This window comes from Rhodoferax sp. BAB1 (genome assembly GCF_013334205.1).
In the GTDB taxonomy this organism is placed as follows: Bacteria; Pseudomonadota; Gammaproteobacteria; order Burkholderiales; family Burkholderiaceae_C; genus Hylemonella.
In genome coordinates this window covers 424,207-446,450 of record NZ_CP054424.1, presented here as the reverse complement: position 1 = coordinate 446,450, position 22,244 = coordinate 424,207, and the positions used below count along the sequence as shown (strand labels likewise).

Genomic DNA, 22,244 nt, shown 5'->3' with positions numbered 1-22,244 from the left:
TCCAGCTGAGTTCGTATCTGAAAAGTGAATTCGGGCCCTCGATCCTCTTAGAACGAGTACTTGCATGGACCACACTCAAATGAAGCCGGTAGCAGTTCAGCTGTTGAAGTACCTGGTCGGCATCCTCTTACTGGCCTTGAGCACGATCAGCCACGCAGAGGTAATCGATGGCAAGGTCGTAGGCGTCCTTGATGGAGACACCATCGACGTGCTTGACGCGGCTCTTGTCAAGCACCGGATTCGGTTAGCAGGTGTAGATGCCCCGGAGAAGCGTCAAGCCTATGGGGAGAGATCCAAGCAGAGTCTGAGCGACATGGTGTTTGGTGAGCAGGTTCAAGTCGAAGCACATAAGCGTGACCGCTATGGACGCAGGGTAGGCAAGGTCTTGGTCAATGGCCAAGATGCCAATCTGCAGCAGATCAGTCTTGGTATGGCATGGTTCTACCGACAATATGAGTCGGAGCTGAGCCCCGATGACCGCAGGAAGTACGCGGGAGGTGAGCTGAGCGCTCGTCAGAATGGATTGGGGCTTTGGGCTGACAAGAATCCAGTGCCACCCTGGGGATTCAGAAGACAATAGCTTCTTACAGCACTGTCCCTTGGCCCATATCTGCTTGATGGCGCCGGACAGTTTTTCCCTCATGTAAAGGGCATAGAGCATCCATGAGCGACTGGGATTTCCTGCATGAAATGCATGACCGCGGCTACAGCCCCGAAGAAATTGCCGATGCCGCTGGTTCGGGCGCAGCGCCTTGGGAATGGGATTCCCTAGCCAGAGACTGGATTGACTCCCAGCTTCAAGATGCTCCCAAAAGTAACGCTGCTTCAGTTGAGTTAGGTGGTCCCTCTAGGAGCAGAGATGGTTTGCCTCTCAGCATCACTGAACAGGCGCAGATCTTTCGCGATCTGGTTGACTGTGCGGCGCGCCACTTTGACAACACCGGTCGCTACCTGCAGGTCTGGGGGGAGCTAGGGGAAATCTACGCCGAGCTTAAGTTCGGACTGCAGCGCCATCCAACCCACCAGGCTGGCTCCGACGGATACATCAATGGCAAGTTGGTGGAGGTGAAGACGATCTCCCCAGAGAAGACCAGTGACCGCGTATTGGTCAAAACCCAGGGAGATTTTGAGCAGCTGCTCATCGTGCGCATTGACCGAGACTTCCAGTTCCAGAGCAAGCTCATCGACAGGAGCGAACTGAATGGTGGAAGTGGGAAGTTCTTGTCTGGGCGTCTCAAGGATGATGCCGGGACTGACTCAGCAGGTACCTGATTCAACTTCTTTTCAGACACATATCACCTTCCTGAGCGGGCCAATCGTGGCTCATCCGTCAGCGTTTTTGACTGACGTACCCACTCAGGAGCATCCATGTCTGAAGAACAATCTGCTGGCCATGACGACCAGCAAACCCAAGAACGCCTCAAGCAGAAAGCTAAGAACCCCTACGCCTGCCCTCGCTGCAACTCGCACAACGTCGAGGAGCTGGGCTACGGCCGGCGTGTCGGCGGAGCCATCGGCACAGTGGTCGGTGCCACGGGCGGAGCCATGACCGCGATATTGGGCGCACGTACAGGTGCAGCCGTAGGCGCCGTGGCCGGTCCGGTTGGCGCAGTTGCCGGAGGTATGGTCGGCGCTCTTCTGGCTGGCCTGACTGGCGCTACGGTCGGCGGTATCGCTGGCAGCGCTCTGGGGGATGTCGTGGACAGCAACATCCTCGCAAACATTCACTGCCTTAGCTGCGACCACACCTACAGCGTCACGACCGACGACTGATCGCCCTTTTCCACTTCCCATCTCACCCCCCGAAGCCCGGCAGCGAAAGCTGACCGGGCTTTATGTCGTCTATCTAGGAGAACTTTGTGCATTCTGTTCAAACAATGGCCTTTACACACTCCACCCCATGGCATGGCCTGGGTAACCAACTCTCCCCCGGACAGCCCATTGAGGTCTGGGCAGATCGTGCTGGCATGGACTGGAGCATCGAGGAAGCCCCCGTTCGTTACGTCGCAACCGGCGCCAATGGCGAAAGCTACGGATCGATCCATTCCTTTCCGGAGCAAAAGGTCCTGTACCGCTCTGACAGTAAGTCCCCTCTCTCCGTCGTTTCCAACCGCTTCAAGGTCGTCCAGCCTGGGGAAATCCTGGAGTTCTACCGGGACCTAACTGAGGCTGGCGGCTACGAGTTGGAGACTGCCGGCGTACTTAAGGAGGGCCGCAAGCTATGGGCCTTGGCACGCACTGGGCAAAGCGCATGCCTCAAAGGCCGCGATAAGGTTCACGGCTACTTGTTGTTGGCAACGGCCTGTGACGGGACACTGGCGACTACCGCGCAGCACACCTCCGTCAGGGTAGTGTGTGCTAACACGCTGGCTATCGCCTTAGGTGATGGATCTGATGCTGTCAAGGTGCCTCATCGCAGCCAATTCGACGCTCAAGCCGTCAAGCGCCAGCTGGGCATTGCCGTCTCGTCTTGGGATGGCTTCATGGTCCGAATGAAGGCGCTGGCCGACTGCAAGGTGAAAGACGAGGCAGCCGAAACTTTCCTGCGCCGGGTTCTGACCTACCCGGTCAACAACATCGAGGGTGTGAGCACTGCCATCAATGAAAGTGCGCTCAAGGTCGTGCACGAGCTCTATGCCGGTCGCGGCAGAGGGTCCGAGATGGCTTCGGCTGCTGGTACGGCTTGGGGGCTGGTCAATGCAATTTCTGAATTTACTGACCACCACCGCCGTGCCCGCAGCGATGACCACCGCAGAGATGCGGCTTGGTTTGGCCAAGGTGCAGCCATCAAGCACCGGGCCTGGGAAGAAGCCCTGAAGCTTCTGGCCTGACATTCATCAACAAACGGCATAGAGCCCGACAGCGCGAGTTGTCGGGCTTTTTCTTTTCTAAGGAGATCCAAATGTCTCAACCCAAACAGGTATCGAGCGAGCTACGACGGCCGGCCTTGCGCCTGGTCGAAACCAAGAAGATGGAGCGTGGCGATTGGCTGGAGGTACGTCGCACGGGGATCGGTGGGTCCGATGCCGCAGCGGCCGTGGGCCTGAACCCCCACAAGAGCGCACTGGAGCTGTGGATGGAAAAAACCGGTCGCGAAGGCGAACTGCGTCAGCCCGATCCCAACGATACGACTACGCCGCTTTTCTGGGGCTCTCTGTTAGAGCCAATCGTAGCCGCGGCGTACGTGAAGCAGACTGGAAACAAGGTCCGCAAGGTCAATGCCGTCTTACGGCATCCCACGGTGCCTTACATGCTGGCCAACCTGGACCGGGAAATCGTCGGAGCTCCTGATGTCCAGATCCTGGAGTGCAAAACCGCCGGTGAGTTCGGCTCAAGGCTATGGAAGGACGGTGTGCCCGAGTATGTCCAGTTGCAAGTCCAGCACCAGCTGGCGGTCACAGGCAAACAAGCTGCGGACGTGGCTGTGCTTCTCTGTGGCCAAAAGCTAGTGGTTCACCGGATCGACCGTGACGATGCCCTGATCGAGCGGCTGATCGAGCTGGAGGGGCACTTCTGGCGCCACGTAACCGATGACAAGCCACCACCGCCCGATGGCACTGAATCCGCTGAACAGGCGCTCAGAGCGCTATACCCAAGGGATCGAGGCCAAACGCTGGACTGGTCGACCAATCTCGTGATGTCGGCCGTATTCTCTGACCTGCTGGCTGTTCGTCAGCAACTGGAGACCCAGAGCCGTCTGGAGGCCTCCCTTAAGCAGCAGATCCAGCAACACATGGGCGAAGCCACTCGGGTCCGCTTCGAGAAGGGCTCTATCACCTGGCGGCGAAGCAAGGACAGCGAATCCGTAGATCTGGACCGTCTGTGGGCAGAACACCCCGAGCTTCGCCAGCGCTATGGCGTGGCTAAGCCTGGCTCACGTCGCTTCCTGATTCACGATGCGCCCCCTACCGATTCCATGGCACTTCCTCATACACATCAACACATCAATTCCTGAACGAAAGGACCACTATGCTGAAAGGTTTAGCACTCACCCCACCGGTTGTGGGGCGTATCTCCATCGGTCGCGTCGTCGAACGGAACGGTAAACGGCTGCCGGAGAAGGACGATGAGTTCACCCTGACGACCCAGACACAGACCCGAGATGGCTGGGTACTGCACCCGATGGATGAACAGCTGCGCCAGGCGCAAGCCCAGGCACAGCCGGGATCACGGAAGGGAGAAGCCAAGGTGAAGCTGCGCCAGATCCCTGTGCGACTGCTTTTCAATGACCCGGACCTGAACCTGCGGGCCAGCTACTGCCTGTTCGACCGCGCCACCGGTCGACCGCTGTGCGTAGGCAACGGAGAGACATGCCGTCGATCAACGATCGATGGCATGCAGTCCCTTCCCTGCCCGGCTCCGGAGGCCTGCGAACTGGCTGAGCGTGGCTGCAAGCCCTTCGGGAGGCTGAACGTCCGCATCGGAGATGAGGATGAGCTGAGCGCATTTATCTTAAGGACGACGAGCTTTAACTCTGTTCGTACGCTATCTACCCGGCTCAGGTATTTCCAGGCAGTTAGCGGAGACAACCTCTCCACCTTGCCGCTGGAGTTGCGGCTGAGAGGGAAATCCACCCAGCAGTCACACGGCACACCGATCTACTACGTGGACCTCACGGTTCGTACCGGTAGTACCTTGAACGAGGCTATCAGTCAGGCGAAGACGGAAGCGCAGGCCAGGCAGGAGGCAGGATTCTGTCAGGCTGATCTGGACAAAGCTGCAGGAGAAGGGCTAGCTCTGGGCGCGTTCGAAGAGTCTGTCGAAGAGGGCGCGGCTGTCGTGGAGGAGTTCTACCCCGGAAAGGAAGGAGGGTGGGAGCCGATATCTGAGCGCCCGGTGACAGCGGGGCGTCAACCAAGCTTGCGGGAGAAGTTGGAGAAAAAAGCCGCCATGCAGGTTAGGCCCGACTGGGAGCCGATCTGTCTATTTGATCGGCTGCTCTGCAGCGATAGCCGCCGGTCGGTAACTAATGCTGAGCGGCTGCTACTTGGTCGCTAACGCCATCTCTGCGTGGAGATCCATAGCTGAAAAGCAGGATGCCCAACCCGGCCTGTTTGTCCGGGTGGACACCACCCACCCCTCAGATCTCCGTTTGCTCAGAGATTTCGAGGGCGTCGTCAACTTCAATGCCTAGGTACCGCACCGTCGACTCCAGCTTGGCGTGCCCGAGAAGCAACTGCACGGCGCGAAGGTTCTTGGTTCGCCGGTAGATCAGCGTCGCCTTGGTCCTGCGCATCGAATGCGTTCCATAGTCGGCACGGTCAAGCCCTAGTTCGTCAACCCAGTGCCCGAGAATCCGCGCGTACTGCCGGGTTCCGAGATGGGGCGACTCGTGAAGTCGGCTGGGAAACAGGAAATTGTCCGGTTTCAGCCCAGCGTACTTGATCCACGCCTGCAGGGTATCTCGAGTGGTTGCGGTGATCTCGAACTGAACCGGACGCTGAGTTTTGTGCTGCATGACGATGGCGCGGGTTGCCACCTGGTCGCCATGGCAGACGTCCCGGACTTTGAGCGCGACGAGATCGCATCCACGTAACTTGCTGTCGATGCCCAGATTGAGGAGCGCAAGTTCTCGTATGCGTCCTTCCATCTGAAGGCGGACGCGGAGTGCCCAGATGTCCTTGGGCTTGAACGGCGCCTTCTGCCCTACGATCTTGCCCTTGTTCCACGGCTCGCGATGTGTGGTGTTACCTACTGTTTCCATGATGGTCTCCCATCGAGTTGAGGGGCACGTAGGATGCGCCGAGAACCGCCGGCGGACTACGATCTTGGTTTACAAGCGGGCTAGAACGGCTGGTCAGAGTCAGCTTGTGGCACGCCCCGGGTAGACACTGATCCGGCCAGGTGCGGACGGTAGCGTGGAAAGCGCAGAGTGGACACCATGTGCCGACGGGTTTCCCAGCCTTGTTATTACCTTTGGAATACCAGAGATTCAGGAATTTCCAGGCCCTAGCCTCAGCCCCTCGCCAGCTCCACAAAGGCCTGCAGGTAATCCACATCGCCATCCGATTCACGCAGGCCCAGGAAAATCTGTTTCTTGAGGCCGTGCCGGCCCAGGCGCACGGGCACGATGTCCATGCGTTCGGCGTACTCCTCGATTAGCCAGCGCGGCAGTGCCGTGACACCACGGCCGCTGGCCACCATCTGCAGCAGGATGTCGGTGGTCTCGATGGTTCGGTGCTGGCGCGGCGCGATGCCTGCGGGCGTAAGGAACTGGTTGAACACGTCCAGCCGCTCGGGTGCCACGGGGTAGGTGATGAGGATCTCCTGCGCCAGCTGTTTTGGCAGCACATGGGTCGCCCCGGCCAGCGTGTGGCTGCGCGGGACGACCAGCACCTGTTCGTAGTCGAACACGGGTTCGAAGCGCAACCCGGGTTTAAACAGGGGGTCGGGCGTGACCAGCAGGTCAATCTCAAAACCGAACAGCGCGCCGATGCCGCCGAACTGGAATTTCTGCTTCACGTCTACGTCCACATCGGGCCAACGCGTGAGGTAGGGGGCCACGAGATTGAGCAGCCACTGGTAGCAGGGGTGGCATTCCATGCCGATGCGCAGCGTGCCGCGTTCACCCTCGGCGTATTGCCGCAGGCGTTCTTCGGCCTGGTCCAATTGCGGCAGCACACGGTTCGCCACCGCCAGCAGGTACTCACCCGCCTGAGTGGGGATGAGCTGGCGCCCTTCGCGCAGCCAGATGGCCGTGCCCAGCAGCGACTCCAGCTTTTTCACTGAATGGCTCAGGGCTGACTGGGTCAGGCACAGGGTGTCGGCGGCGGCCGTCAACGAACCCTGTTTGGCGACTTCCTGCACGATGGCCAGATGGATGCGTTCCAGCATATATGAGCCAATCTCATGGATGATTGAAATAAAACCATTTTACGTAATGGGTCTGCTTGCCTAGGATGCCGAGCTTCGACATCACACACACGATAGGCAACAACAACATGGCCCTGATCCACAACCTAGGCTTCCCCCGTATCGGCGCCAAGCGTGAACTCAAATTCGCCCTGGAGTCCTATTGGAAAGGCGAGTCCTCGCGCGCAACCCTGCAGGCCACGGGCGCCCAGCTGCGCCAGCGCCACTGGCAGCAGCAGGCCGGGCTGGACCTGGTGCCCGTGGGCGACTTCTCTTTCTACGACCAGGTGCTGGACATGAGCTTTACGCTGGGCAATCTGCCCGAGCGCGTGCGGGGTTTCCACGGCGAAGCCCTGGACAACTACTTCCGCATCGCACGGGGCCGTTCTGCCGTCGGGACCGACGAGCACAGTGCCTGCTGCGTTGGTGTGGCCGCGGGCGAGATGACCAAGTGGTTCGACACCAACTACCACTACATCGTGCCGGAGTTCACGGCCGCCACCGAATTCAAGCTCGATGCCTCGCGCCTGCTGGCACAGCTGGCCGAAGCCAAGGCCCAGGGTGTGAAGGTCAAGCCGGTCATCGTCGGGCCCGTCACTTACCTCGCCATCGGAAAAGCCAAGGATGATTCCGACAAGCTGGCCCTGCTGCCTCGCCTGCTCGACGTCTATGCCCAACTGCTGGAGACCCTGGCCGCGCAGGGCGTGACCTGGGTGCAGATCGACGAGCCCCTGCTCGTGACCGAGCTCGATGCTGACTGGCAACACGCCTACAACACCGCCTACCACCAGCTCAAGAGCTGCAAGGTCCAGCTGCTGTTGGCGACCTACTTCGGTCCCCTGCTGGAGAATGGCTATCTGGCTGCCAACCTGCCCGTGGCCGGCTTGCACATCGATGCGGTCCAGGGCCGTGACGACGTGCTGCCCGTGCTGAATCTGTTGCCGGCGCACAAGGTGCTGTCGCTGGGGGTGATCAGCGGCCGCAATATCTGGAAGACCGATCTGAACGCGGTGCTCGACTGGCTGGAGCCGCTCAGCGCACGCCTGGGTGACCGCCTGTGGATCGCCCCCACGTGTTCGCTGCTGCATGTACCGGTAGACCTGGACAATGAACAGAAGCTCGATGCCGAGGTGAAATCCTGGCTGGCCTTTGCCTTGCAGAAGCTCGATGAGCTGCAGGTGCTGGGCACCGCCCTGCGTGAGGGGCGCGCTGCGGTGCAAGACGCGCTTACCACCAACCAGGCCGCGCTGGTTGCACGGCGCACTTCACCGCGTGTGCACAACCCGGCTGTGCAGGCCGCCGTGGCCACGATCAGCGACAGCCTGGGCCAGCGTGAACACAACTATGCCCAGCGCGCACCCAAGCAGGCCGCCCTGCTGCAACTGCCTGTCTACCCGACCACCACCATCGGCTCCTTCCCGCAGACGGCCGAGATCCGCCATGCACGCAGCGAGTTCAAGGCCGGCCGCCTGGACGAGACCGGCTACCAGGCTGCGATGAAAAAGGAGATTGAACGCAGCGTGCGCGAGCAGGAGGCCCTGGGCCTGGACGTGCTGGTGCACGGCGAGGCCGAGCGCAACGACATGGTGGAGTACTTTGGTGAGCAGCTTGAGGGCTATGCCTTCAGCCAGTTCGGCTGGGTGCAGTCCTATGGTTCGCGTTGCGTGAAGCCGCCCATCCTCTTCGGTGACATCAGCCGCCCCAAGGCGATGACGGTGGAGTGGATACGCTACGCGCAATCGCTCACGGCCAAGCCCATGAAAGGCATGCTCACGGGCCCGGTGACCATCCTCAACTGGTCCTTTGTGCGTGACGACCAGCCGCGTGCGCTGTCCTGCAAACAGCTGGCGCTGGCTATCCGCGAGGAGGTGCTGGACCTGGAGCGGGCCGGCGTGCAAGTGATCCAGATCGACGAGGCCGCGCTGCGCGAAGGCCTGCCGCTGCGTCGTTCTCAATGGAAGGTCTATCTGGACTGGGCGGTGGAGTCCTTCCGAATCACGGCCAACGGCGTGCGTGACGAGACGCAGATCCACACCCATATGTGCTATTCGGAGTTCAACGACATCATTGCCTCGATCGCCGACATGGATGCCGATGTCATCACCATCGAGACCTCACGTTCGGACATGGAGCTGCTAGATGCCTTCGACCACTTCAAGTACCCGAACGAGATCGGCCCCGGCGTCTACGACATCCACTCACCCAACATCCCGACGCAGGAACACATGGTGCAGCTGATGCGCAAGGCCGCCGAGCGCATTCCGGCCGAACGCCTCTGGGTGAACCCGGACTGTGGCCTCAAGACCCGGCAGTGGTCCGAGGTGTTGCCAGCGCTGACGCATATGGTGGGCGCGGCGCGTCAGCTGCGCGCCACCGTCGCAGCCTAGGACGTATACTGAACTCGCCTCGCGGTTTCCTGCCCAACAGCAGGAATGAAAAGGGAACGACAGAGGGATGGACACGCCATCCAAGCTGTGGCTGCCCCCGCAACTGTGATCGGCGAGTCCGCTGCCTGACAACCACTGGCTATATGCCGGGAAGGCCGCAGCGGACGACGACCCGAGAGCCAGGAGACCTGCCACGGGGCGATGTGATTGTGCATGGGGCGGGGTGTCCTCGAGCAAGATCGGTGGTGCTTCGTCCTGCCTTCGTCTTCCGCGCGCCTGCGTCTTCGGGTCAGCGCGTGTGGCCGTGTCCGCGTGCGTTGCGCCTGGTTTTGCCGTGCTCCCGCCTTCTTAACCGGAGGAAGCACCTTGTCTGTACTCGTTGAGCCCGAAACGTCCGCGCCCGCGGACACCCCCAACATGTCCCTGGTCGTGGTCGACATGGTCTGGCCCGATCAATCCAACCACCACGGCACCCTGTTCGGCGGTGCGGCCCTGTCCATGCTCGACCGCATGGCCTTCATCGTGGGCAGCAAGGTGCTGCGTGGTTCCGTGGTCACGGCCGCGGTGAGCCGGCTGGACTTTGCCGCACCAGCGCCTGCGGGCCATCTGGTGGAGTGCCGCGCCGAGGTGCTGCAGCGGGGCCGCCGGTCCGTCACCGTAGACACCCGCCTGATCGCCGAAGACCTGCTCAGCGGTGCACGTACCCACTGCCTCTCGGGTGAGTTCGTGATGGTGCGCCAGGCTGACGAGGCGCCCGCCGATGCAGCTGAGGCAGCCGAGGTGGCGCAGGCCAGGCATGAGGCCGGTGCCGAAAACACGGCCATGGCCTGCGCCACCGTGGCTGAGATCGTCTTCCCTGGCCATGTGAACCACCGCGGCGTGCTGCACGGCGGTCCCGCCATGGCCTGGATGGCCAAGGCCGGTTTCGTGGCCGCCACGCGCCAGGTGCGTCGACCCGTGGTGATGGCGGGCACCGAACAGCTGGACTTCGTCGCCTCGGCGAGGGTGGGGGATGTGGTCGAGGTCACGGCCCGCGTTATCGGCACCGGCCGGCGCTCCATCCGTGTGCAGGTAGATATGTGGGCTGAGTCGTCGAGTAGCGGCGAACGCCGGCTCTGCGCCTCGGCCCCGCTGACTTATGTGGCCATCGAGGCTTGAGATCTCGCCGCTGCTGCCCGTGCACCGTGGTGCGCTGGGCCTGCACCTGCTGGCCCTCCCGGCCGAGCACCGGTACTCTCGCTTCGGCGCCACGCTCAGCGACGAGGCCCTGCTGCGCTGGGTGGCTCGCTTGGCCTGGGAGCGGCAACGATGCTTGGGGGCTTGGCTTCCGGGAGACCTAGGCTTGGTCGCCGTGCTTCAGCTCACCCCCACACGCCGGCTTGGCAGTTGGGAACTTGCCCTCACAGTGGCCGCCGCCCTGCATGGTCGGGGCGTGGGCACGACCCTGCTAGCTACGGCCTTGGGTCAGATGCCCGACGTACGGCGACTGGTATGCCAGCACGGCCACGCGGCCGTCTACGCCATGGCAAAGCGGCTAGGCTATGGTGTGCAGTGGCAGGGACAGCAACTGAGGTTGGCAACAGCAGCACCGCACAGCACGGTCCCGGCAACTCCGAAACGGGCTGGTAGGCGCTGATTCAATATCTGCTTTAGCAAGGAGCGAAGGTTCAACAACGCTAATTCATGGGCCCCGATAGCGGCCACCCAGTCAGCGAGCTGCTCAGTGACTGGTGTCGATGGCAGCAGTCATTGACGCTCCGAAGTCAAGTGACTGCAGTCAGCCTAGAGCGGAAATCACAGCAGCCAACGATCGGATTGCAGCGGTTGCGGCCGGTCGTCTGTGCGCGCTGAGTTCACGGTCTCGGCGCCAATGCGGTCATTGAGCCAGCCAGCCGGTAGATAGCAAATCAACCTTTTCCCGCAACGGCAAGGTGAGATTTGCGGACGTGACTCTTTGGAGAGTCTTTCGAATCTTTATCGTCGGTCGGCCTAGACAACTCACCGAGAATTCCGCAGTTTGCGGCAAGCTGAGCATCGCAGCAACGCTCACGCAGGCTCTTGAGCTGTTTCTCCAGAGCACGCAGTTCCCGGATCCGGTCAGCCACATGACCCATGTGAGCATCCAGAAGCTCATTAACGTCACCGCAGTCCGATGCGGGGTCGTCCTTGAAGCGCAGCAACTGCCGAATTTCATCCAGCGTCATGTCCAGACTGCGGCAATGGCGGATGAAGGCCAGCCTTTCGGCATGGACCTCACCATAGATTCTGTAGTTGCTTTCCGTACGCTCCGGCTCGGGGAGCAGACCTTCATGCTCGTAGTACCGAATGGTCTCGACCTGGGTCTGGGTCCGTTTGGACAGATCACCGATCTTCATCATGTACGTCTCCCGGGTCAGGCTGCAACCGTTCGAGGCTGGAAAGCAATCAGGGCCATGCCCAGCAGGCAAATGGTACCCCCCAAAATGTCCCAGCGTGTGGGTGCGACACCATCCACACGCCAGAGCCACAGCAGCGCCACCACCACATAGACACCACCATAAGCCGCATAGGTGCGACCGGCGGCCTGTGGATGAAGCGTGAGCAGCCAGGCAAAAAACGCCAAGGCCAACGCCGCTGGCAACAGCAGCCATGGGGTGCGACCCTGGACCAGCACCAGCCAGGGCAGGTAGCAGCCTACGATCTCCGCCACGGCGGTGAGGACGAAAAGAACAGAGACGCGCAGGGCTTCAAGCATGGCAAGGCGGATAGGGTGTCAGGGTTATTGCATCTTAGCGGCTTGACTCTGTAGCCGCTATAGGGTTTCTAATTCCGTTCAACAAGGAGTAGAAATGCAACGACAGAACACCTCAGAGCCGGGCAAGGATCTCGGACGCGCTTGCGATAGCGGCTGCAGCAGCCCGTCCGCGCCCGTACGCATCGAGGGTGGACCGCCCGGCACCTCCGGCACGGTTTTCCGCATTCCGACCATGGATTGCGCATCCGAGGAAAGTGAGATCCGGAATGCGCTGGCAGGCATCGGCGGCGTGCGGGGCCTGGGCTTCCAGCTATCGGCGCGCACCCTGCGCATCGATGCCCCCGCTGAAGTCCTGCCGCGCGCCCTGGACGCCATCCGGCAGGCCGGCTTTGATCCCCAGCCCGTGACTCCATTTGAACAGGCTGATCAGCACGCCCCCATGGCCGAAGGGCTGGGGCGTCTGGGCGCTTCCCTGCTGCTGGCCATCGCCGCTGAGCTGCTGGACTTTTTTGCGCCCGAGACCGCTGTCTACAAAGGGGCCGGCATGGCACTGGCTGCGGCGGCCATCTGGTTGGCCGGCTTTTCAACCTACCGCAAGGGCTTTACCGCGCTGCGGCAGGGGCGGCTGAACATCAGCGCCCTGATGACGGTGGCTGTGACAGGCGCCTTCCTGATCGGCCAGTGGCCCGAAGCGGCCATGGTGATGGCTCTCTACGCTATTGCTGAACTTATCGAGGCGCGGGCCGTGGACCGGGCGCGCAATGCGATCAAGAGCCTGCTGGATCTCACGCCGGATACGGCTGAGGTCAAACAGCCCGATGGCGAATGGAAGGAGGTGGCTGCGGCTGATGTGGCACTGAATGCCATCGTGCGGGTCAAACCTGGCGCACGCATCCCGCTCGACGGCATGATCACCTCCGGCAACAGCGCGGTCAATCAGGCACCCGTGACCGGCGAGAGCATGCCCATCGACAAGGCTGTGAGTGACCTGGTCTTCGCAGGCACCATCAACGGCACCGGCGCGCTCGAAATGCGCGTGACCGCTGCCGCCAGCAACACCACGCTGGCCCGGATCATCCAGGCTGTGGAACAGGCTCAGGGCAGCCGCGCGCCGACTCAACAGTTTGTGGACCGCTTCGCCGCCATCTACACCCCGGCAGTGTTTGCGCTTGCTGTGGCCGTGGCGTTGTTGACCCCCTGGCTCATGGGCATCGGTTGGATGGAGGCCCTCTACAAGGCCCTGGTTCTGCTCGTCATCGCCTGCCCCTGCGCCCTGGTGATTGCCACGCCGGTCACGGTGGTCAGCGGCCTTGCTGCAGCGGCGCGACGTGGCATCCTCATCAAAGGCGGGGTCTACCTGGAAGGCGCCCACAAGATCAAGGTCATCGCTCTGGACAAGACCGGCACCATCACAGAGGGCAAGCCCAAACTGGTGGCAACCGAGGTGCAGCCCTCGCCGATACCGCAGGCAGAGGTGTTGCGTTGGGCGGGTGCCTTGGCGGGCCACTCGGATCACCCCGTGTCCAAGGCCATCGCGCAAGGTCTGGATCGGAGCATTGGACAACTGGAGCAGTTCACGGCCTTGCCTGGCCGGGGCATACAAGCCCTCAGCGACGGGCAGACGCTGATCCTGGGCAACCATCGCCTGATTGAAGAGCGGGGCCTGTGCAGCCCGGCCATTGAAGCACGCCTGGCTGAGCATGAGGCTCAAGGTCGCACCGTGACGCTGCTGGCCATGGACAGCCAGGTGCTGGCGATCTTTGCCGTGGCCGACACCATCAAGGAGAGTTCACGCGAGGCTCTGGCTGAGCTTCATGCCCTGGGAGTTCGCTCGGTGATGTTGACGGGCGACAACCCGGCCACCGCGCAGACCATCGCCCGGCAGGCTGGCATCGACGATGCTCGCGGCAATCTGCTGCCCGAGGACAAGTTGACAGCCATCGAGGACATGCAAGGCCGATACGGCACCACCGCGATGACAGGCGACGGCATCAACGATGCACCGGCCCTGGCACGCTCCGACATTGGCATCGCCATGGGCGCAGCCGGCACGGACACGGCCATGGAGGCGGCTGATGTGGTCATCATGAACGACGACTTGCGCCGCATTCCCGAACTGATCCGCTTGTCACGGCGCACGCGGGCCGTGCTGTGGCAGAACATCGTTCTGGCCCTGGGCATCAAGTCAGTGTTCCTGGTGCTCTCCATCATCGGCGGCGCCACCATGTGGATGGCCGTGTTCGCTGATATGGGCGCGAGCCTGATCGTGGTGTTCAATGGCCTGCGCCTGCTCAAGATCAAGACCTGAAGAAAGCACGATATGGAAAAAAGCAACAACTCCACCACCACGGTCTCCGGCTCCCACCTCAGCACGGAACTCCTCGATTACCAGCACCCCAGCCTGCAGCGTCTGATCGCCGAGCGTGGCTGGAACGGGTTGTCGGAGTACGAACGCATTGGCGCCATCTACGATTTCGTGCGCAACGACATTGCCTTCGGCTACAACGTCACTGACGACTTGCCCGCGTCACAGGTGCTGGCTGATGGCCTGGGGCAGTGCAATACCAAGGCCACCCTGCTGATGGCCTTGCTGAGGGCCACGGGCATTTCCTGCCGCTTCCACGGCTTCACGATCAACAAGCGCCTGCAGAAAGGCGCTATCACCGGGCTTGGCTACCTGCTGGCACCGCGTTCCATCATCCACAGTTGGGTTGAAGTCTCGTACCAGGGCCGCTGGGTCAATCTGGAGGGCTTCATACTGGACCAGGACTACCTGAGCGCTCTCCAGCAGCAATTCCCGGGAGCGCGCCCGTTCTGTGGTTACGGCGTAGCCGTGCGCAACCTGGCGGCCCCGCCGGTGTCATGGCGCGGAACCGACACCTACATCCAGAGCGAAGGCATCAACCAGGACCTGGGTGTCTATGAAAACCCGGATGATTTCTATCGGGTGCATGGCACCAACGTCTCGGGCTGGAAGAAATGGTTTTTCATCAACGTCATCCGGCATCAGATGAACCGCAATGTTGTCCGGATGCGCTCGAAACTCAAGCGGCCCGCCTCTGTGCTTACCCCGGACTCCAAAGGGTCTGTTCAAGGTTTCGGCCAAGCCCGCTAGAATGCCGTCCATGCGCCGCTGGCTCCCCATCTTTCTGCTGGCCCTGCTCCCGCTGCAACTCAGCTGGGCGGCAGTGAGCGTGTATTGCCAGCACGAAACGGGTGCGGCGGCCCAGCACTTCGGTCATCACGAGCATCAGCACCACGCGGATGAGACGCCCAAAGACGACAGCGGCCCCAAGACTCTGGGGGCGGTTGATGCCGATTGTCCGGTCTGCCATGCAGGCTGTGCAACGGCCTTGCATGCCTCCCAGGTGATGCCTGTGCTGTACTCGGCGGCCGACATGCATGTCGGGGAGCAGGCCCTGCTTTCCTCCCCGCCACCCACCTTGCCTGAACGGCCCAACTGGGCTCACCTCGCCTGATCGGCGAGGTAGGCACTTCTGCCCCTCTCTGACCCAGCGCATCGCTGATGCGCCAGGTCTGTCTGTCGCGATCCCAGGATCGCACCTCGCTGATTCCCCAGATGTCTTTCACACATTGGAGAATCGCATGCCGCGAATCGAACGAATTTTTTGCATTGCACTGGCCGTACTGGGCGGGAGCGTCGGCAGTGCTTGGGCTCAGCTCAAGCCGCCGCCAGCCATCCCCGGCCCTGCTCAGATCCCCAACTCGGCAGCTACGCCACCACAACCCGGTTTTCGTCCGGCGCCACCCGTGGCATCGGCCAACACCCCGGTCCTCACACTGACCGAAGTGTTTGATGCCGCCTGGCAGCGCCAGCCTGAAGCCAGGTCGCTGCAGGCGCGCCAGGATGCTGCCGCAGCGCGCAAGGAAGCAGCAGCCAGCTGGACGGCGGAGCCCGTCGCCCTGGAGCTGTCGGGCCAGACCGACCAGATGAACAACAACCTGGGTCGTCGTGAATACACGGCAGGTGTTGCCATCCCGCTGTGGCTGCCGAACGAGCGTTCCCGCAGCATGGCGGTTGCGGAGGCCGAACAACGGGCCACGGCAAGCAGCACCTTGCTGGCGCAGTTGCAGACGGCTGCCGAGGTACGTGAAGCCTACTGGTCGTGGCAATTGGCCCGGATTGGATTTGTATTGGCGCGCGAGCGACTGCTCAATGCCCAGCAACTCACGGCCGATGTCAGCCGGCGTGTACGGGCCGGTGATCTGGCCCGCGCCGATCAGCACCAGGCCGAAGGTGCGCAAGCCGGTGCGGAAGCCGAGCTGGCCGAGGCCGCCAGTGCGTTGGCAGCGGCTGGTCAGCGTCTGCGCGCTCTGAGCGGTTTGACCTTGCCCGCAGACGCCACCGCCCAGCCCGAGGCCTTGCTGACCGAGCCTGCGCCAGAGCTTGTGCGGGATGCCAGCGCCCTGGGCGATCGACACCCCGCTGTGATGGAGCTGCTCAACCGCACCGAGATCGCTCGCCGATCCGCTGAACTGGCTCAGGCCAGGACACGGGGCACGCCTGAGCTGATGCTGGCCACTGGCCGCGATCGCGGTGCCTTCGGTGACAGCTACCAGCAAAGTGTCACCGTCGGCGTACGCATCCCCTTTGGTTCAGACAGCCGCAATCGCGCCAGCATTTCGTCCGCCCAGGCCCAGGCCATTGAAGCCGAAACGCAACTCGCCCTGGAACAGGGCCGCATCCAGGCCACGCTGGACAGCGTCCAGGTCCGCCTGGAATCGACGCGCACGCAGCTCACAGCAGCAGAGCGACGGGCCCAGCTGGCACGTGAATCACGCGCGTTCTTCGAAAAATCCTTCAAGGCCGGCGAAACCGATCTGCCCACACGCCTGCGCATCGAGCTGGAAGCCATCGCCGCCGAACGGCAGGCCGCCCGCGCCCGTGTCGAACTTGCCGCCACCATCTCGGCCCTACGCCAGGCCCTGGGCCTGCTGCCCCAGCAAAACACCCCGTGAAACGGAAACCATCATGAAACGATTTCAACAACTTCTTGCCCTGGGCCTCACAGTCCTCACACTGAGCCTCACCCCATCCAGCTGGGCTGGCCCCGGCCACGACCACGGCGATACCCCCGCCATGACCGAAGGCGCTGCCTCACCGCGTTTTACGGCGGTGTCCGAGAGCTTCGAGCTGGTGGGCATCCTGCAGGGTAAGCAGCTCACGCTGTACCTGGACCAAAGTGCCGACAACAGCCCGGTACCCGACGCGCGTCTGGAACTCGAACTGGCCGGGCAGAAGATTCCCGTGCAGGCCCAGGGCGTCGGTGAGTTTGTCGTCAGCCTGGCCCAGGAACTTCCTCCCGGACAGCATGCCGTCATGGTCACTGTAGTCACCGCTCGCGAGACCGATCTGCTGGCAGGCGAGCTGGATTTGCATGAGGACGAACACAGCCATGCTCAGACCGGGCTCCTCGCTTGGCTGCTTTACGCCGGCTTGGCTCTCTTGATTCTGGCCCTGAGCGTCTGGGGCCTGCGTCGCCGCTTCGGCCGCCGTCATCCTTTCCTGGGAGGTGCAGCATGAAAAACCGTTACCTGAATATCATTTCCGCGTTCACCACCCTGGCCTTGCTCGCCGGCAGCCCCACAACGACATGGGCCGGCGAAGGACATGACCATGGCGATGCTCCCGCCGCCGTCAGTGGCAATGGCCCCAAACGTCTGCCGGATGGCAGCGTCTTCCTGCCCAAGCCCGCCCAGCGGCAGTTGAACGTGCGCACCACCACCGTCAGTCTCGCCGAGCTGCCCCGCTCGATCGAGCTGGCTGGCAAGGTGGTGATGGATCCCAATGCCGGCGGCAAGGTCCAGGCCATGGTTGCGGGCCGCATCGAGCCTGGCCCGCAAGGCCTGCCGAATATCGGCCAGAGCGTGCGTAAAGGTCAGGTGCTGGCCTATGTGCTTCCGTCGTCGGGACAGATCGAGCGCTCCAATCAGTCCGCCCAGCTGGCTGAGCTGCGCGCGGCCAAAAGCCTTGCAGAAAAGCGCCTGGCTCGCCTGCAAGAACTTGCAGACACCGTGCCGCGCAAGGAACTGGAAGCCGCTGAGAGTGAAGTCAGCAGCCTGGGTGAGCGTGTGACCGCCGTGGGCGCAGGCCTGAGCAATCGCGACGCTCTGGTGGCCCCGGTGTCCGGCGTGATCGCCTCTAGCCATGTGGTCGCGGGCCAGGTCGTGGACGCCCGTGAACTGGTCTTTGAGGTCATCAACCCCGCACGTCTGCGCATCGAGGCCCTGGCCTACGACGCCGATGTGGCCCGCAATGTGGCGGGCGCCAGCGTGGCCATCGGGACGCAATCGATACGCCTGAGCTTTGTCGGCGCGGCCCGCAGCCTGCGCGAGCAGGCGCTGCCCATGCTGTTCCGGGGTGAAGGTGCTGCGCTTTCCAGCTTGGCCGTGGGCCAGCCCGTGAAGGTCTACGTCCAGACCGCGACCCGCGTCAGCGGTCTGCGTGTCCCTGCCGCCTCGCTCATGAAAAACCCAGCCAATCAGTCCGTGGTCTGGGTCAAGAAGGCGCCGGAGCAGTTCGAGCCTCGCGTGGTCACTGTTGAGCCGCTGGATGGTGCCTCCGTGGCCATCACCTCCGGCCTGCAGGCCGGCGACCGGGTGGCCACCCAGGCCGCTGCCCTGATCAACCAGATCCGTTGAGCGGGAGCCCCACATCATGTTCAAGTGGCTTCTCGATAACAGTCTGGGCAATCGGCTGCTGGTGATCATCGCCAGCCTGGTGCTCATGGCCTATGGCGCGTTCACGCTTTCACGCACCCCCGTGGACGTTTTTCCAGATCTCAACAAACCCACGGTCACCATCATGACCGAGGCCGGTGGTATGGCTGCGGAAGAGGTGGAACAGCTCATTACATTCCCCCTGGAGACGACCATGAACGGTCTGCCGGGTGTGGAAAGCGTGCGATCCGTCTCCAGCGCGGGCCTGTCCTTCATCTATGTCACCTTCGATTGGAGTACGGAAATCTTCCGGGCCCGACAGATGGTGTCCGAGCGCCTTTCCGCCATGGAGGGAGGCCTGCCGCCCGACATCACGCCACGTATGGGACCCATCAGTTCGATCATGGGTGAGATCATGCAGATCGCGATCCCGATCGACACCAGCAAGATCTCGCCCATGCAAGTGCGCGAGTACGCCGACTGGGTGCTGCGCCCCCGCCTGATGGCCATCCCGGGAGTGGCACAGGTCATACCTATCGGGGGTGAGGTGCGCCAGTTCCAGGTCCAGCCCAACACCAGCCGCATGGGGGAGCTCGGCATCACGCAGGAGCAGCTGGAGACCGCACTCAAGGGTTACTCCTCCAACACCTCGGGCGGCTTCCTGGAGCTCAACGGCCGCGAATACCTGATCCGCAACCTGGGCCGCACGTCGCGTCTGGATGATCTAAAGAACCTGGCGCTCACCTCCCGCAACGGCCAGCCCATCCTGCTGCGCCAGCTGGCAGATGTGACCTTTGCCCCGGCCCTCAAACGCGGCGATGCCGGCTTCGAAGGCAAGCCGGCTGTCATCCTGGGCGTGCAGAAACAGCCGGCCGCGGACACCATCCACCTGACCCTCTCCATCGAGTCAGCGCTGGAAGCCATGCAGCGCTCCCTGCCAGCCGGCATGGACAGCCCGAAAGTGACGTTCCGGCAAGCCAGCTTCATTGAGGCCTCCATCACGACACTTCAGGGCAAGTTGATCGGTGCTTCTATTTTTGTGGCACTGATCCTGTTTTTCTTTCTGGGCACGCTGCGGCCAACCATCATCGCCCTGACCGCCATCCCGGTGTCGATCTTCGTGACGGCCCTGGTGTTTCGCTACTTCGGGCTGTCCATCAACACCATGACGCTGGGCGGCCTGGCCATCGCCATCGGGGGCTTGGTGGACGATGCCGTGGTTGACGTTGAGAACGTGCTGCGCCGCCTCAAGGTGGATCGCGCCAAACACCCCGACCATCGTCTGCATCCCCTGGAGCTAGTGAGAGCGGCTTCCATGGAAGTGCGATCGGCCATCCTGTACGCCACGGTCATCATCGTGCTGGTCTTCCTGCCGCTGTTTGCGCTGCCAGGCATGGAGGGCCGCCTGTTCGTGCCACTGGGCATCGCCTTCATCGTCTCCACAATGGCCTCGCTGGTGGTCTCGGTGACGGTCACACCAGTGCTGTCTTTCTACCTGCTGCCGAGCATGAAGTCGCTCGACCATGGGGATACACGCCTACTGGCCTGGCTCAAACGCAAGTACCAGAGCAGCCTGCAAGCTGTGCTGAACCGGCCACGGGCGGTGCTGGTCACAGCGGGGGTTGCTGTGCTGGTTTCATTGATCGCGGTGCCGTTTTTCCCCAAAACCTTCCTGCCACCGTTCAACGAGGGAACGCTGCTGGTTGGACTGCGGCTCAATCCGGGCGTGACCCTGGCCGAATCCTCCGCCCTGGCACAGCAGGCTGAAAAGCTGGTCAAGCTGGTGCCCGAAGTCGTGCACGTCGGCCGGCGCAGCGGGCGGGCTGAGCTGGACGAACACGCCGAGGGTGTGCACGTGAGTGAGCTGGACGTGGGCCTGCTCCCTGCCGGAGAGCTCAAGCGCTCCATGGACGAGATTTCCGCCGATATCCGCTCGCGTCTGATTAACCTGCCGGCGGCCATTGCCATCGGCCAGCCGATCTCGCACCGCATCGACCACATGCTCTCGGGCGTGCGTTCCCAGATCGCCATCAAGATCTTCGGTGACGACCTGGACACGCTGCGTGGGCAAGCCGATGTGCTGCGTGGCCGGCTGGCCGCCATCCCCGGCATCGCCGATCTGGAAATCGAGAAGCAGGTACTGGCGCCGCAGATCAAGGTCCGGCTGGATTACGCGGCTGCGGCGCAGTACGGCGTGCCGACCCCGCAGATCCTGAGTACCCTGCAAAGCCTGGTCGAAGGCGAAAGGATCACCCAGATCGTCGAAGGCAGCCGACGTTTTGCCCTGGTGGTGCGTCTGCCTGAATCCGCGCGTTCGGTCGAGGGTCTGGGCAACATCCTGCTGGAGACACCCTCAGGGCGAATACCTCTGTCGCGCATCGCGACCATCGAGGACGGGGATGGTCCCAACCAGATCAGCCGTGACGACGGCAAGCGGCGTATCGTGCTCTCGGCCAACGCCCAGGGCCGGGCCCTCTCGGACATCGTGACCGATATCCGCCGGGTTGTCGCCGAGACCCGGTTGCCCGAGGGTTATTTCATCACCCTGGGGGGACAGTTCCAGGCGCAGGAGGAAGCCTCACGTCTGGTCGGCCTGCTGTCCATCGTCTCGCTGGTGCTGATGTTCGTCGTGCTGTACAGCCGCTACAAGTCCGTTGTCCTGTCCGCACTGATCATGGGCAATATCCCGCTGGCCTTGGTGGGCGCTGTGCTGGGCCTATGGATTTCCGGGCAACCGTTGTCGGTAGCGGCGCTGGTGGGTTTCATCACGTTGGCGGGCATCTCGGTGCGCAACGGCATCCTGAAGGTCAGCCACTATCTGAACCTAATGCGCAGCGAAGGTGAAAGTTTCGATCACAAGATGATCCTGCGCGGCTCGATGGAACGGTTAAGCCCGGTGCTGATGACGGCGCTGGTCACGGCCTTTGCGCTGGCACCCCTGCTGTTCGAGGCCGAGCGTCCGGGCACCGAGATCCTGCACCCCGTGGCGGTGGTGATCTTCTCGGGCCTGATCAGCTCCACCCTCCTCGACACCTACCTGACCCCCCTCATGTTCTGGCTCTTCGGCCGCAAGGATGCCGAGCGCTTGCTGGATGACCGCAATGCCGAGGCGTTCTGAACCCGCACTAAACAAGTTTCCCTCTGCAGTCCTACCTTAATGAAAGGAAGTTCCATGAAGTTACTAGCAATTATTACAGCGCTTGCGCTTTTCTCGGGAACCGTAGCGTACGCTGCGGGCCCACACAGCCACGCCGAAAAACCCTTGCATGGCGGCGTGGTCGCCGAAGCCCGCGACATCGACTTTGAGCTGGTGGCGCAGAAAGACAAGCTGCGCCTCTACCTGCGTGATCACGGCAAGAAGGTCGATGTGAGCAACGCGACAGCCGCACTGACCTTGCTCAACGGAGCAGACAAGCAGGAGGTGGCACTCGTGCCGCAAGGTGAATGGCTAGGTGCAGCCGGGGATTTCAAGGTTGCCAAAGGCACCAAAGCGGTGGCTGTGGTCAAGCAGGCTAGCAGGACCGTGACGGTCAGATTCGTCCTGCCGTAAGTCGCCAGTGATTCCGGCAGTTGAGATTTATCGGTGGACC

Annotated in this window: 21 protein-coding genes and 1 riboswitch; of the genes, 17 read left to right on the top strand and 4 right to left on the bottom strand. The window is 62.3% G+C overall.

Annotated elements, in window-relative coordinates; all coding sequences use genetic code 11:
* Positions 1–64: 64 nt before the first annotated feature.
* The 6 genes from HTY51_RS02220 to HTY51_RS02195 all read left to right on the top strand — a co-directional run bounded on the left by HTY51_RS02220 (position 65) and on the right by HTY51_RS02195 (position 4,998).
* Positions 65–580 carry a thermonuclease family protein gene (locus tag HTY51_RS02220; RefSeq protein WP_254606959.1) on the top strand — a complete coding sequence of 172 codons (516 nt, stop codon included), beginning with the start codon at positions 65–67 and terminating at the stop codon, positions 578–580.
* Between the two features lie 83 nt (positions 581–663).
* On the top strand, positions 664–1,272 hold the full coding sequence (locus tag HTY51_RS02215) for a hypothetical protein (RefSeq protein WP_174251199.1): 609 nt from the start codon (positions 664–666) through the stop codon (positions 1,270–1,272).
* A 96-nt stretch (positions 1,273–1,368) separates the two neighbouring features.
* Positions 1,369–1,773 carry a complement resistance protein TraT gene (locus HTY51_RS02210; protein ID WP_217448231.1) on the top strand — a complete coding sequence of 135 codons (405 nt, stop codon included), beginning with the start codon at positions 1,369–1,371 and terminating at the stop codon, positions 1,771–1,773.
* 86 nt (positions 1,774–1,859) lie between these two features.
* Positions 1,860–2,831 carry a DUF932 domain-containing protein gene (locus HTY51_RS02205; protein WP_174251198.1) on the top strand — a complete coding sequence of 324 codons (972 nt, stop codon included), beginning with the start codon at positions 1,860–1,862 and terminating at the stop codon, positions 2,829–2,831.
* A gap of 71 nt (positions 2,832–2,902) precedes the next feature.
* On the top strand, positions 2,903–3,955 hold the full coding sequence (locus HTY51_RS02200; RefSeq protein WP_174251197.1) for a YqaJ viral recombinase family protein: 1,053 nt from the start codon (positions 2,903–2,905) through the stop codon (positions 3,953–3,955).
* Positions 3,956–3,969: 14 nt separating this feature from the next.
* On the top strand, positions 3,970–4,998 hold the full coding sequence (locus tag HTY51_RS02195; RefSeq protein ID WP_254606958.1) for a hypothetical protein: 1,029 nt from the start codon (positions 3,970–3,972) through the stop codon (positions 4,996–4,998).
* A gap of 82 nt (positions 4,999–5,080) precedes the next feature.
* Here the strand turns inward: HTY51_RS02195 and HTY51_RS02190 are convergent, their stop codons facing one another.
* Together HTY51_RS02190 and HTY51_RS02185 are read right to left on the bottom strand one after the other, a co-directional pair.
* Positions 5,081–5,704: a tyrosine-type recombinase/integrase gene (locus tag HTY51_RS02190; RefSeq protein ID WP_174251196.1), complete on the bottom strand. Its 624-nt coding sequence runs from the start codon at positions 5,702–5,704 to the stop codon at positions 5,081–5,083.
* Between the two features lie 251 nt (positions 5,705–5,955).
* On the bottom strand, positions 5,956–6,834 hold the full coding sequence (locus HTY51_RS02185; protein ID WP_174251195.1) for a LysR family transcriptional regulator: 879 nt from the start codon (positions 6,832–6,834) through the stop codon (positions 5,956–5,958).
* 107 nt (positions 6,835–6,941) lie between these two features.
* On the opposite strand from HTY51_RS02185, the gene metE reads away from it, so the two are divergent.
* The 3 genes from metE (at position 6,942) to HTY51_RS18825 (ending at position 10,875) form a co-directional block, all read left to right on the top strand.
* On the top strand, positions 6,942–9,239 hold the full coding sequence (gene metE, locus HTY51_RS02180) for a 5-methyltetrahydropteroyltriglutamate--homocysteine S-methyltransferase (protein ID WP_174251194.1): 2,298 nt from the start codon (positions 6,942–6,944) through the stop codon (positions 9,237–9,239).
* A gap of 5 nt (positions 9,240–9,244) precedes the next feature.
* Positions 9,245–9,450, top strand: a riboswitch (cobalamin riboswitch).
* A gap of 155 nt (positions 9,451–9,605) precedes the next feature.
* Positions 9,606–10,397 carry an acyl-CoA thioesterase gene (locus HTY51_RS02175; RefSeq protein WP_254606957.1) on the top strand — a complete coding sequence of 264 codons (792 nt, stop codon included), beginning with the start codon at positions 9,606–9,608 and terminating at the stop codon, positions 10,395–10,397.
* Complete coding sequence (locus HTY51_RS18825) at positions 10,378–10,875, top strand: GNAT family N-acetyltransferase (RefSeq protein WP_371733847.1); 498 nt, start codon at positions 10,378–10,380, stop codon at positions 10,873–10,875. The genes HTY51_RS02175 and HTY51_RS18825 overlap by 20 nt, the downstream gene beginning before the upstream one ends.
* 271 nt (positions 10,876–11,146) lie before the next feature.
* Here HTY51_RS18825 and cadR read toward each other — a convergent pair whose 3' ends face one another.
* Both cadR and HTY51_RS02165 read right to left on the bottom strand, forming a co-directional pair.
* Positions 11,147–11,614 carry a Cd(II)/Pb(II)-responsive transcriptional regulator gene (gene cadR / locus HTY51_RS02170; RefSeq protein WP_174254132.1) on the bottom strand — a complete coding sequence of 156 codons (468 nt, stop codon included), beginning with the start codon at positions 11,612–11,614 and terminating at the stop codon, positions 11,147–11,149.
* Positions 11,615–11,631: 17 nt separating this feature from the next.
* Positions 11,632–11,973: a YnfA family protein gene (locus HTY51_RS02165; RefSeq protein ID WP_174251192.1), complete on the bottom strand. Its 342-nt coding sequence runs from the start codon at positions 11,971–11,973 to the stop codon at positions 11,632–11,634.
* Between the two features lie 94 nt (positions 11,974–12,067).
* On the opposite strand from HTY51_RS02165, the gene HTY51_RS02160 reads away from it, so the two are divergent.
* The 8 genes from HTY51_RS02160 (at position 12,068) to HTY51_RS02125 (ending at position 22,204) form a co-directional block, all read left to right on the top strand.
* Complete coding sequence (locus HTY51_RS02160) at positions 12,068–14,281, top strand: cation-translocating P-type ATPase (RefSeq protein WP_174251191.1); 2,214 nt, start codon at positions 12,068–12,070, stop codon at positions 14,279–14,281.
* Between the two features lie 12 nt (positions 14,282–14,293).
* Positions 14,294–15,088: a transglutaminase family protein gene (locus HTY51_RS02155; RefSeq protein ID WP_174251190.1), complete on the top strand. Its 795-nt coding sequence runs from the start codon at positions 14,294–14,296 to the stop codon at positions 15,086–15,088.
* A 10-nt stretch (positions 15,089–15,098) separates the two neighbouring features.
* Positions 15,099–15,452 carry a cation efflux protein, CzcI family gene (gene czcI, locus HTY51_RS02150; protein WP_174251189.1) on the top strand — a complete coding sequence of 118 codons (354 nt, stop codon included), beginning with the start codon at positions 15,099–15,101 and terminating at the stop codon, positions 15,450–15,452.
* A 127-nt stretch (positions 15,453–15,579) separates the two neighbouring features.
* The gene (locus tag HTY51_RS02145; RefSeq protein WP_174251188.1) at positions 15,580–16,953 is read left to right on the top strand and encodes a TolC family protein; all 1,374 of its coding nucleotides are present in this window, start codon (positions 15,580–15,582) and stop codon (positions 16,951–16,953) included.
* Between the two features lie 13 nt (positions 16,954–16,966).
* A complete protein-coding gene (locus tag HTY51_RS02140; protein ID WP_254606956.1) occupies positions 16,967–17,518 on the top strand; it encodes a hypothetical protein in 552 nt (183 codons plus the stop codon).
* The gene (locus tag HTY51_RS02135) at positions 17,515–18,636 is read left to right on the top strand and encodes an efflux RND transporter periplasmic adaptor subunit (protein ID WP_174251187.1); all 1,122 of its coding nucleotides are present in this window, start codon (positions 17,515–17,517) and stop codon (positions 18,634–18,636) included. The genes HTY51_RS02140 and HTY51_RS02135 overlap by 4 nt, the downstream gene beginning before the upstream one ends.
* Before the next feature lie 16 nt (positions 18,637–18,652).
* Entirely contained in the window at positions 18,653–21,772 is a 3,120-nt protein-coding gene (locus HTY51_RS02130; protein ID WP_174251186.1) for an efflux RND transporter permease subunit, read from the top strand.
* Positions 21,773–21,826: 54 nt separating this feature from the next.
* On the top strand, positions 21,827–22,204 hold the full coding sequence (locus HTY51_RS02125; RefSeq protein WP_174251185.1) for a hypothetical protein: 378 nt from the start codon (positions 21,827–21,829) through the stop codon (positions 22,202–22,204).
* The last annotated feature ends 40 nt before the right edge of the window (positions 22,205–22,244 follow it).

Bases quoted from the DNA above. Each gene is read 5' to 3' on its own strand.
- HTY51_RS02220 (WP_254606959.1), top strand. From the start codon at position 65: ATGGACCACACTCAAATGAAGCCGGTAGCAGTTCAGCTGTTGAAGTAC.
- HTY51_RS02215 (WP_174251199.1), top strand. From the start codon at position 664: ATGAGCGACTGGGATTTCCTGCATGAAATGCATGACCGCGGCTACAGC.
- HTY51_RS02210 (WP_217448231.1), top strand. From the start codon at position 1,369: ATGTCTGAAGAACAATCTGCTGGCCATGACGACCAGCAAACCCAAGAA.
- HTY51_RS02200 (WP_174251197.1), top strand. From the start codon at position 2,903: ATGTCTCAACCCAAACAGGTATCGAGCGAGCTACGACGGCCGGCCTTG.
- HTY51_RS02195 (WP_254606958.1), top strand. From the start codon at position 3,970: ATGCTGAAAGGTTTAGCACTCACCCCACCGGTTGTGGGGCGTATCTCC.
- HTY51_RS02190 (WP_174251196.1), bottom strand. From the start codon at position 5,704: ATGGAAACAGTAGGTAACACCACACATCGCGAGCCGTGGAACAAGGGC.
- HTY51_RS02185 (WP_174251195.1), bottom strand. From the start codon at position 6,834: ATGCTGGAACGCATCCATCTGGCCATCGTGCAGGAAGTCGCCAAACAG.
- metE (WP_174251194.1), top strand. From the start codon at position 6,942: ATGGCCCTGATCCACAACCTAGGCTTCCCCCGTATCGGCGCCAAGCGT.
- HTY51_RS18825 (WP_371733847.1), top strand. From the start codon at position 10,378: ATGTGGCCATCGAGGCTTGAGATCTCGCCGCTGCTGCCCGTGCACCGT.
- cadR (WP_174254132.1), bottom strand. From the start codon at position 11,614: ATGAAGATCGGTGATCTGTCCAAACGGACCCAGACCCAGGTCGAGACC.
- HTY51_RS02165 (WP_174251192.1), bottom strand. From the start codon at position 11,973: ATGCTTGAAGCCCTGCGCGTCTCTGTTCTTTTCGTCCTCACCGCCGTG.
- HTY51_RS02160 (WP_174251191.1), top strand. From the start codon at position 12,068: ATGCAACGACAGAACACCTCAGAGCCGGGCAAGGATCTCGGACGCGCT.
- HTY51_RS02155 (WP_174251190.1), top strand. From the start codon at position 14,294: ATGGAAAAAAGCAACAACTCCACCACCACGGTCTCCGGCTCCCACCTC.
- czcI (WP_174251189.1), top strand. From the start codon at position 15,099: ATGCGCCGCTGGCTCCCCATCTTTCTGCTGGCCCTGCTCCCGCTGCAA.
- HTY51_RS02145 (WP_174251188.1), top strand. From the start codon at position 15,580: ATGCCGCGAATCGAACGAATTTTTTGCATTGCACTGGCCGTACTGGGC.
- HTY51_RS02140 (WP_254606956.1), top strand. From the start codon at position 16,967: ATGAAACGATTTCAACAACTTCTTGCCCTGGGCCTCACAGTCCTCACA.
- HTY51_RS02135 (WP_174251187.1), top strand. From the start codon at position 17,515: ATGAAAAACCGTTACCTGAATATCATTTCCGCGTTCACCACCCTGGCC.
- HTY51_RS02130 (WP_174251186.1), top strand. From the start codon at position 18,653: ATGTTCAAGTGGCTTCTCGATAACAGTCTGGGCAATCGGCTGCTGGTG.
- HTY51_RS02125 (WP_174251185.1), top strand. From the start codon at position 21,827: ATGAAGTTACTAGCAATTATTACAGCGCTTGCGCTTTTCTCGGGAACC.